This window comes from Micromonospora sp. SD12, from assembly GCF_052068495.1.
Classification (GTDB): Bacteria; Actinomycetota; Actinomycetes; order Mycobacteriales; family Micromonosporaceae; genus Micromonospora; species Micromonospora echinofusca.
Genome location: NZ_JBQHDF010000034.1, coordinates 1 through 10,988 on the forward strand (window position 1 = coordinate 1; position 10,988 = coordinate 10,988).

2 protein-coding genes are annotated in these 10,988 nt (G+C 75.5%); both read right to left on the bottom strand.

Annotated elements, in window-relative coordinates; all coding sequences use genetic code 11:
• The coding region (locus ACTMS2_RS29100; protein WP_441178241.1) for an SDR family NAD(P)-dependent oxidoreductase at positions 1-9,468 on the bottom strand (9,468 nt) is incomplete at its 3' end.
• Between the two features lie 58 nt (positions 9,469-9,526).
• Positions 9,527-10,738 (bottom strand): cytochrome P450, encoded by a 1,212-nt coding sequence (locus ACTMS2_RS29105; RefSeq protein ID WP_441178242.1) that lies wholly within the window; start codon positions 10,736-10,738, stop codon positions 9,527-9,529.
• Positions 10,739-10,988 lie beyond the last annotated feature (250 nt).

Below are 10,988 nucleotides of genomic sequence, written 5' to 3' on the forward strand. Positions count from 1 at the left end.
GTACGCGGCGGCGAGTTCGGTGCCCATGCCGAGTCGTTGTGCGCCCTGCCCGGTGAACAGGAACGCCAACCTGCCGGCCCCGGCGGTGCCGGTGACCAGGTTGGCGGCCTCCCGGCCGGCGGCCAGCGCGGCGAGGCCGTCGAGGAGTTCCCGCCGGTCGGTACCGACGACGGCGGCCCGCTGCGGGAACCGGACCCGGGCGGCCAGGGAACGGGCGACGTCGGCGTCCGGCAGTTCGGGGCGGGCCGCGAGGTGGTCGTGCAGGCGGCGGGCCTGCTCCCGCAGGGCCTGCTCCGAGCGGGCGGACAGCAGCCACGGCAGGGCCGGCGGCGGCGTACCGGCGTCGGCGCCGTCCGGTTCGGCTTCGGCGGGGGGCTCCTCGATGATCACGTGCGCGTTCGTGCCGCTGACGCCGAACGAGGAGACCCCCGCGCGGCGCGGGTGGCCGTTGCGCTGCCACTCGGCCGGCTCGGTCAGCAGCGCGACGGAGCCCGCCGACCAGTCCACCTTCGGCGACGGCTCGTCGACGTGCAGGGTGCGCGGCAGCAGCCCGTGCCGCAGGGCGAGGACCATCTTGATGACCCCGCCGACGCCGGCGGCGGCCTGGGCGTGGCCGATGTTGGACTTGAGCGAGCCGAGCAGGAGCGGCTGTTCGCGGTCCTGGCCGTAGGTGGCGAGGATGGCCTGGGCCTCGATGGGGTCGCCCAGGGCGGTGCCGGTGCCGTGCGCCTCGATGGCGTCCACCTGGTTCGCCGACAGCCCGGCGTTGGCCAGCGCCGACCGGATGACCCGCTGCTGCGAGGGCCCGTTCGGGGCGGTGAGGCCGTTGGAGGCGCCGTCCTGGTTGACGGCCGAGCCGCGGACGAGGGCGAGGACCCGGTGCCCGTTGCGGCGGGCGTCGGACAGCCGCTCGACCACCAGTACGCCGACACCCTCCGCCCAGCCGGTGCCGTCGGCGGCGGCGGCGAACGACTTGCACCGGCCGTCGCGGGCGAGGCCCCGCTGCTTGGAGAACTCGACGTACAGGCTGGGCGTGGACATGACGGTCACGCCGCCGGTCAGCGCGAGGGAGCACTCGCCGGAGCGCAGCGCCTGTACGGCGAGGTGCAGCGCGACCAGCGACGACGAGCAGGCGGTGTCGACGGTGACCGCCGGCCCCTCCAGCCCGAACGTGTACGCCACCCGGCCCGAGGCGACACTGCCCGCGGTTCCGGTGCCCAGGAACCCTTCGACACCGTCGGGCACGGCGCTCGCCCCGGCGGCGTAGTCGTGCGTCATGAGGCCGGTGAACACGCCGGTGGGTGAGCCGCGCAGCGCGTCCGGCCGCAGGCCGGCGTTCTCCAGCGCCGCCGAGCAGGTCTCCAGGAACACCCGCTGCTGCGGGTCCATCGCCAGCGCCTCGCGGGGGCTGATGCCGAAGAACTCCGCGTCGAAACCGGCCGCGTCGAGCAGGAACCCGCCCTGGTCGACGTAGCTGGTGCCGGGGGTGTCCGGGTCGGGGTCGAACAGCGTGTCCAACTGCCAGCCACGGTCGGTCGGGAAGCCGCTGATGCCCTCCCCGCCGTCGATGAGCAGCTGCCACAGCTCGTCCGGCGAGCTGACGCCGCCGGGGTAGCGGCAGGCCATGCCGACGATCGCGATGGGCTCGTCGCTCGGCCGGGCGGCGACCGCCGCCACGACGGGCGCCCGCTCCTCCTCCCGGTCGCCCAGCTCGCCCCGCAGGTACTCGACGAGGGCCTCCGGGGTGGGGTAGTCGAAGGTCAGCGTCGCGGGCAGGCGCAGCCCCGTCGCGGTGTTGAGCCGGTTGCGCAACTCGACGGCCATCAGCGAGTCGAAGCCGAGCTGGCGGAACGGTTCGGCCACGGAGACGGCGTCCACGTCCGGCTGGGCGAGCACGGTCGCGACCTGCGTACGCACGATGTCGAGCAGCAGCCCGCGCTGCTCCTGTTCGCTGCGCCCGGCCAGCTCGCGGGCCAGCGCGGAGGCGCCCGGCCGGGTCGCGGCCTGCCGCCGGCGCGGCACCCTGGCCAGGCCGTGCAGCGGCGGCGCGGCGTCCGGCGCGGCGCGTACCGCGGCGACGTCGATGGTGACGGGCACCAGGTGCGCCTCATCGGAGCGGCACGCGGCGTCGAACAGCGCGAGCCCCTCCTCGACGCTGTGCGGCAGGAGACCGCCGCGCGCGATGCGGGCCAGGTCGGTCTCGCCGAGCTGGCTGGTCATCGCGCTCTCCTCGGCCCACAGGCCCCAGGACAGCGAGGTGGCGGCCCGGCCCCCGGCCCGCCGGCGGGCGGCCAGGGCGTCGAGGAACGCGTTCGCCGCCGCGTAGTTGGCCTGCCCGGCGGTGCCGATGACGCTCGCGACGGAGGAGTAGAGCACGAACAGCTCCACGTCGCCCGCCAGCTCGTGCAGGTTGAGCGCGGCGTCGACCTTGGGCCGCAGGACGGCGTCCAGGCGTTCGGGTGTGAGCGACTCCAGGATGCCGTCGTCGAGTACGCCCGCGGTGTGGACCACCCCCACCAGCGGCCGGGAGAGCCCGGCGAGCAGCGCCGCCAGCGCCTCGCGGTCGGCGGTGTCGCAGGCGACGACGTCGGCGGTGGCGCCCAGGGCGGCCAGCTCCTCGGCCAACGCGGCGGCGCCCGGGGCGTCCGGGCCCCGGCGGGAGGCGAGGAGCAGGTGCGCCGCGCCGTGCCGGGTGACCAGGTGGCGGGCGAGCGCGGCGCCGAGCGTACCGGTGCCACCGGTGATCAGGACCGTGCCGGCCGGGTCGAACAGCCGGCGCTCGGCGGTGGCGGAGGCGTGCCGCGCGAGCCGCGGCACGGTCAGCGCCCCGTCGCGGACGGCGAGCTGCGGCTCCCCGGCGGCGATCGCGGCGGCGAGGGCACGCTCCGACTTGTCGGTGCCGTCGGTCTCGACGAGCACGAAGCGGTCCGGGTGCTCGGTCTGGGCGGAGCGGACCAGCCCCCACGCCGCCGCGCCCGCGAGGTCGCCACCGCGGGTGACCACGGCCAGCCGCCCGGTGCCGGCCGCGGCCCGCTGAAGCGTCGCCAGCGTGTCGTGCAGGGACTGCCGTACGGCCTCGGCGGTGTCGCCCGCCTCGACCCGGAACACCTCGACGTCGGGCGTGCCGGCGCCGCTCGGGGCGGCCACGGGCACCCAGTCCGTGCGGTACAGCGCGGCGGTGGGGCCGCTCGCGCCGGTCAGGCCGTCCGTCGCGACCGGCCGGACCGCGACCGCGTCGGCGCTCAGCACCGGGTTGCCCTCGTCGTCGGTGGTGCTCACCCGCAGGGTGTTCTCGCCGGCCGGGGTCAGCCGGACCCGCAGCGTCGAGGCCCCCCGGCGGTGCACCCGCACCCCGCGCCAGGAGAAGGGCAGCCAGGCCCGGCCCGCCGGGCCCCCGCCGCCGTCGACGTGCAGCACGAGCGGGTGCATGGCGGCGTCGAGCAGCGCCGGGTGTACGCCGAAGCGCACGGCGGCCGGCTCGTCCTCGGCGCGCAGCGTGGCCCGGGCGAACAGTTCGTCGCCGTGCCGCCACACCTCCTGGACGCCCTGGAAGGCGGGGCCGTAGCAGAAGCCGCGCGCCAGCAGCCAGCCGTAGAAGTCGCCGACGTCGACGGGCTCCGCGCCGGGTGGCGGCCACTCGTGGACGACCGGGGCCGGCGCGGGTGCGTCGGCCAGCGTGCCCGAGGCGTGGCACGTCCACTCCGCGCCCGGCGTGTTCCCGGCCGGCTGGGAGTACACGCCGAACTCGCGGCGGCCCTGCTCGTCGGGTCGGCCGACCCACACCTGGATGTTGACCCGCTGCTCCTCGGTCAGCGTCAGCGGGGCCTGGAGGGTGAGTTCCTCGATCGTGGTGCTGCCGGTGTGCTCGGCGGCGTGCGCCGCCAGCTCCAGGAACGCGGTGCCGGGCAGCAGGACCGTGTCGAGGACGGCATGGTCGACCAGCCAGGGCTGCTCGCGCAGGGAGAGCCGCCCGGTGAGCACGAGCCGGTCGGTGTCGACGACGCCCAGCACCGCGCCGAGCAGCGGGTGGCGCGCCGCGGTGAGGCCGGCCGCGCCCACGTCGCTCCCGGCCGTGGGCCGCAGCCAGTACGACCTGCGCTGGAACGGGTACGTCGGCAGCGGAACCTCGCGGGCGCCGGGGAAGTAGGCGTCGGCGTCGAGGCCGGTCCCGACGGTGAAGAGGTGACCGACGGCCCGGGCGAGGCTGTGCGTCTCGGGCTGCCCCCGCCGCATGGTGGCGATGCCGGTGGCGTCGCCGGTGGTGGTGGCGAGGACGGTGTCGGGGCCGATCTCGAGGAAGGTCTCGACGCGGCCGGTGGTGCCGAGGGCGGTGACGGCGTCGTGGAAGCGTACGGCCCGGCGGACCTGGGTGACCCAGTGCTCGGGCGTGGAGCGCAGCGGCTGCCCGTCGACCGTGGAGATCAGCCCGATGCGGGGTTCGTGGTGGGTGATGGACGCGGCGACGGCGCGGTAGGCGTCGAGCATCGGGTCCATCAGATGCGAGTGGGCGCCCAGCGGGATCGGCAGCCGCTTGGTCTTGTGGCCCTGCGCGGCGAGCTGCTCGGCGGCGGCGAGGGTCGCGGCCTCGTCGCCGGAGATGACCAGGTCGGTGGGGGTGTTGATGGCGGCGATGCCGACCTGCTCGCCGAGGTACGGGGTGACCTGCTCCTCGGTGGCCTGCACGGCGACCATCGCGCCGCCCAGCGGCAGGGCCGCCATCAGGGTGGCGCGGGCGGCGACGAGCTTCGCGGCGTCGGCCAGTGACCAGACGCCGGCGACGTACGCGGCGGAGAGCTCGCCGAGGGAGTGCCCCGCCACGAAGTCGGGGCGGATGCCCCACGACTCGACGAGCCGGTGCAGGGCGACCTCGAAGGCGAACAGGGCGGGTTGCGTGTACGCGAACCGGTGCAGGTCGTCGCTGCGGATGATCTCGCGTACCGGCCGGTCCAGGTGCCGGTCCAGCTCGGCGCAGGCCTCGTCGAAGGCGGCGGCGAAGACGGGGTACGCGGCGGCGAGTTCGGTGCCCATCCCGAGGTACTGGGCGCCCGTCCCGGTGAACAGGAACGCCAGCCCGCCGGGGCGGGCGGTGCCGGTGAACACGTCGGCGGTGCCCTGACCGGCCGCGAGGGCCGCGAGGGAGTCGAGGAGGTCCTGCCGGGTGGCGCCGGTGACCGCGGCCCGGTGGCCGAAGGCCACCCGGGTGGTGACGAGGGACCGAGCCACGTCGGTGATCGACAGCCCGGGCCGGTCGGCCAGGTGGTCGTGCAGCCGGCGGGCCTGCTCCCGTACCGCCTGCTCGGAGCGCGCCGACAGCAGCCACGGCACCACCGGCGGCGCTGCGGCCGGGGCGTCGGCGGCCGGGGCGTCGGCGGCGGGCGGCTCCTCGATGATCACGTGCGCGTTCGTCCCGCTCATCCCGAACGACGAGACGGCGGCCCGGCGCGGACGGTCGCCGGCGGGCCACGCGACGGGCTCGGTCAGCAGCGCCACCGCCCCGGCCGACCAGTCCACCTTGCGGCTCGGCTCCGAGACGTGCAGGGTGCGTGGCAGCAGGCCGTTGCGCAGGGCGAGGACCATCTTGATCACACCGCCGACGCCGGCGGCGGCCTGCGTGTGGCCGATGTTGGACTTGAGCGAGCCCAGCAGGAGGGGCTGTTCGCGGTCCTGCCCGTAGGTGGCGAGGACCGCCTGGGCCTCGATGGGGTCGCCCAGGGCGGTGCCGGTGCCGTGCGCCTCGACGGCGTCCACCTGGTCGGCCGTCAGGCCCGCGTTGGCGAGCGCGGCGCGGATGACCCGCTGCTGCGAGGGCCCGTTGGGGGCGGTGAGGCCGTTGGAGGCGCCGTCCTGGTTCACGGCCGACCCACGGATCACCGCCAGCACCGGGTGGCCGTTGCGCCGTGCCTCGGACAGCCGCTCCACCACCAGTACGCCGGCGCCCTCGCCCCAGCCGGTGCCGTCGGCGTCGTCGGAGAACGCCTTGCACCGCCCGTCGGGGGAGAGGCCGTTCTGCCGGGAGAACTCGGTGAAGGTGTCCGTGCCGGACATCACGGTCACCCCGCCCGCCAGGGCCATCGCGCACTCGCCCGCGCGCAGCGCGCGTACGGCCAGGTGCAGGGCGACCAGCGACGCCGAGCAGGCGGTGTCGACGGTCATCGCCTGGCCCTCCAGGCCCAGGGCGTACGCGATCCGGCCGGACGCGACGCTGCCGTGGGTGCCGGTGATGAGGAAGCCGTCGACGCCGTCGTCCTCGCTGTGCCCGGCCCGGCCGTAGTCCTGCACGTGCAGGCCCGTGAAGACGGCGGTGTCGCTGCCCCGCAGCGAGGTCGGCGGGATGCCGGCGTGCTCCAGCGCCTCCCACGCGGTCTCCATCAGCACCCGCTGCTGCGGGTCCATGGCCAGCGCCTCGCGGGGGCTGATGCCGAAGAACTCCGCGTCGAACTCGTCCGCGTCGTGCAGGAAGCCGCCGGCGGTCGCGCTGCACGTGCCCGGCCCGTCACCGGCGAACAGCGCGGCGAGGTCCCAGCCGCGGTTGGTGGGGAAGTCGCCGACGACGTCCGTGCCGCTCTCGACCACCCGCCACAGGTCGTCCGGGGAGGTGATGCCGCCCGGGTAGCGGCAGGCCATGCCGACGATCGCGATCGGTTCGCTCTCGTCGTACGCCGCCACGGCGCTCGGCTCCGCCTCGACCGTGCCCAGCCCCAGGGCGTCGAGCAGGTGGCTGGCGAGGATGTCCGGCGTCGGGTAGTCGAAGACCAGGCTCGCCGGCAGCGTGAGACCGGTCGTCGCACAGAGCCGGTTGCGCAGCTGCACGGCGGTGAGCGAGTCGTAGCCGAGCTGGCGGAACGGCGTCTCGCCCTCGATCGTCGCGGGCGCGTGGTCCCGCAGGACCTCGCCGGTCGCGGTCCTTACGACGTCGCGCAGCAGGCCGAGCCGGTCGTCCGCCGGGGTCGCCAGCAGCCGTTCGACCAGGGCGCTGTGGGCGCCGTCGGCGCCGCCCTCGGCGGCCAGCACGGGGCGTGCGGCAACCACGCAGGGCTCGCCCGCGGCCAGCGCAGCGTCGAGGAGGGCGTTGCGCCGTGCCGCGGGGGGCCGGGCGAACCCCGGCGCGCTCCACGCCACGGAGACGCCGGGCAGGCCGAGCGCGTGCCGGTGCCGCACCAGCGCGTCGGCGGCGACGGTGGCGGCGACGTCGCGGCCGTCGGTGAGCAGCACGAGGCCGGTCGGGGCGCGCCCGAGCGTCGCGGTGTGCAGCGCCAGCGTCTCGTCGACCGTGAGGTCCACCGCCGCGAGGGTGGTGACCGGCCGGTCGCCGAGCACGGCCGCCAGCGTCTCCGGGTCGAACGGCACGCCCGGGTGCACGCAGACCCCGGCGCCGAACGCCGCCAGCTCCGCCGGGGCGCCGGCCGGCACGTCGTCCGGCCCCACCAGGACCAGTTCGCGTACGTCGTGGGCCGCCACGAGGTGGCGGGCGAGCGCCGCGTCGTACGACCGGGCGACGAGCACGACCGTGCCCTGCTGCGGTGCGCCGCCGGGCAGGGCGGGGACGGCCGCGTACCGGGGCACGAGCAGTTCGCCCTCGCGTACGGCCAGCACGTCCTCGCCGCAGGCCACGGCCGCGCGCAGCTCCTCGGCACCGACCCGGTCGGCGTCGAGGAGCACGAGCCGGCCGGGACGGCGGAGCTGGTGGGCCCGCGCGAGCGCCCAGGCGGCGGCCTGCCCGGGGGCCGCCGCGTCGTCGCCGTGCAGGGCGCCCCGGGTCAGTACGACCAGGCGCGAGTCCGCCGGGTGGTCCTCGTCGAGCACCCGCGCGAGCAGCTCGGACAGCGCGGCGTGGTCGGGGTAGCTGTCGACGGTGAGGTCGTCGTCGGTGAGGTCGGCGGTCAGCTCGGGCGGGCCCACGACCGACCAGGCGGGCCGACCCTCGCCCGACTCGGAGAGCGGCTCCGGTGCCGGCTCCCAGCGCAGCGCGTGCAGCCGGTCGGGCAGCGACGCTCCCACGCCGATCAGGCGGGCGGGCAGCTCGGGGAGGCGGTGGCGGGCGGGGCTGCCGAGGGCGGTGCGCGGGATCTCCCGCACCAGGTACGTCTCGACCGGCACGGCCGCCACGGGAAGCTCCGCGCGGCACCGCGCCAGCAGGCCGGCGGCGTCCACGTCGGACCCGACGACGAACGCGACCGGACCGTCCGGCCCGGCGAGGGCCGCCGCGTCGGCCACCCCGGCCACGCCCCGCAGCACCGCGTCGATCCGGTCCAGCCGTACCCGCTCGCCGCCGACCTCGACCGCGTCGGCCAGCCGGCCGGTGACCGTGAGGTGCCCGGAGTCGTCGCGGCGGGCCAGGTCGCCCGTGCGGTACCAGCCGCCACTCATCGCCTCGGCCGTCCGGGCGGCGAGTTCGTGGTAACCGCCGGCCATCACGTTCGGGCCGCTGACCCAGACCTCACCCTCCTGACCGGGGCTGAGATCGGCGCCCGAGCGGGGGTCGACCACCCGGACGCTCAGGCCCGGCAGGGGCAGGCAGCGCCGCTCCGCGTCGCCGTCCGGCCAGCTCACCGCGATCAGGCCGGACGTCTCGGTGGTCACGTAGCCGGCGAGCAGCGGCGCCGAGAACGCGGCCTCGAACTCCCGGCGCAGCGCCGGGTCCACGGGGCCGACGGCCAGACCGAGCCGTACCGCCGCCGCCTCCGGCACCGGCGCGCCCGCCAGGGCGCGGTGCGTCGCGCCGGTGCCCACCAGCACGGTGCCGTCCAGCGCGGCGAGCGCGGCACGCGTCTGCTCGGGGGACAGGCCGCCGGCGAGCCGTACCGTCGCCCCCGCCGCCGCGGCGGCGACGAGCTGCCCGAGCCAGGCGTGCACGGGCAGCGCCCACAGCACGCGGTCGTCCTCGGCGCCGCCGAGCCCGGCCAGCTGCGCCGCCGCGGCGGGCCACAGCACGTTGCGGGTGGTGGCGAGCGCCCCCTTGCGGGGGCCGGTCGTCCCCGCCGTGTAGGTGAGCAGCGCCAGGTCGTCGAGGCCGGTGTCGTCGCGGGCCGGCGACGACGGCTCGGTCGTCGCCAGTTCCTCGAACGAGTGCGCCTCGCCGTCGTATTCGCCGTCGACGACGAGGTTCGGCACCCGCACCCGGACCGCGTTCGCGGCGTCGGTGATCACGGTGTCGGCGCCCGAGTCGGCCACCAGCCGGGCCAGCTCGGCGTCGTCGAGCGCCGGGTCCAGCGGCACGGCGATCCCGCCGGCGCGGACGACGGCGAGCACGCCCTCCACCGCCGTGACGCCGTCCAGCAGCACGACGACCCGGTCCGCCGGCCACACGCCGAGGTCGGCGAGGTGTCCGGCGAGCCGCGCCGTCCGCGCCGCCAACTCCCCGTGGGTCACGCCACGCCGTGAGTCGGCGTACGCGATCCGGTCGCCGGACCTGGCGGCAGCGGTCCGGAGCAACTCGGGCAGGGGGCGGAGCAGATCGGTACGCGGCATCGTTCAACAACCTCTTGTCGGATAGCAGTGGGGTTGCGGGCCGGGGGTGGGGATGCGCTCAGACCGTGACCGGAAGGGACACCAGGGCAGGCACCAGCGGCGAGTGCCGCACCTTCAGCGACTCCGGGGGCACGGCCAGCTTGATGTTCGGAAAGCGGGTGAACAGCTCCCGGAGGGCGATGGTGACCTCCATGCGGGCCAGCTCCGAGCCGGAGCAGAAGTGCGGGCCGCCGCCGAACGCCACGTGCGCCTTGTCGGCACGGTCGATGTCGAGCACCCGCGGATCGGGGAACCGCTTCGGGTCGTTGCCGGCGGCGGTCAGGTGCAGCAGCACCGTGTCGCCCTTGCCGATCTTCGTACCGTCGATCTCCATGTCCTCGGTTGCGAAGCGGCGGAAGCCGTGGTGCACCGAGCCGTTGCGGCGCAGCAACTCCTCGACGGCCTCGTCGAACAGGTCCGGGTCCTTGCGCAGCCGCTCCAGAGTGTCCGGGTCGTCGAGCAGCGCCAGCGCGCCCCGGCTGATCATCCCCGAGGTGGTGTCGTAGCCGCCCAGCATCGTCAGCAGGGCCAGGGCCATCACCTGGTAGGCGTCGAGCTCCGGCTCCCCGTCGGCGTTCTTGGCGTGGATCCAGTACGAGAAGAGGTCGTCGCCGGGCTCCGCCGTCTTCTGTTGCCGGATCTCGTTCATGATCTTCGACATGGTCGAGCGGACCTGGGCGTTGGTCTCGTCGTCGCTGCCGAAGGCGAGGTCCGCCATCTCCTTGAGGTTCTTGCGGTACTCGTCGGGGATGCCGAGCACGTCGCAGACGATCGTGATCGGCAGGATGGCCGCGTAGTCGCCGACGAGGTCGCCCCCGCCCGCCGCCTCGATGGCGTCCAGCCGGGCCGCGACCAGCTCGTGCACGCGGGGGCGGAAGGTCTCCAGGTTGCGGGGCAGGAAGGTGAAGTTGATCATCTTCTTGAGCCGCGTGTGCTCCGGCGGGTCGAGGGTGACGATGGTGCCGGTCGCCGAGCCCTCCGGGAAGCGCTCGCTGGTGAAGTCGCCGTTGGAGTACTCGCGGGGACGCGCCAGGCGCTTGTCGCGCAGCGCCGCGTAGACCTCCGCGTGGCCGGTGACCAGCCACACCTGACCGTGGTCGTCGAGGCATGTCCGGTGGACGGTGCCCCGCTCGTGCAGTGTCGCGTAGCGCTCGTACGCCGCGTACGGGTTCGCGAAGTAGTCGTCGTCCATCAGCTTCCGATGCCCGTGCACCGGGCACTTGTTCGCCATGTCGTCCTCGCTGTGATCGCTGGGAAGGAATCGCTGTCGGCATCCGGTGCGCCGGGCGGGAGGGACCGCCCGCGCGCCCATGGTGCCCCCAGCCCGTCCACCCCCGGGTAACTGCCGGGACGACGGCCATTGGTGCGGTGACGTCTCAGCTCACGAGTACGGGGATCTGGATTTTGGTGTCGTGTTCGAGGATGCGGTGTTGGAGTTCTTGGAGGCTGCGGCCGGGTTCGAGGCCGAGGCCGTCGATGAG

Coding starts and splice junctions, on each gene's coding strand:
- ACTMS2_RS29105 (WP_441178242.1), bottom strand. CDS start 10,738: ATGGCGAACAAGTGCCCGGTGCACGGGCATCGGAAGCTGATGGACGAC.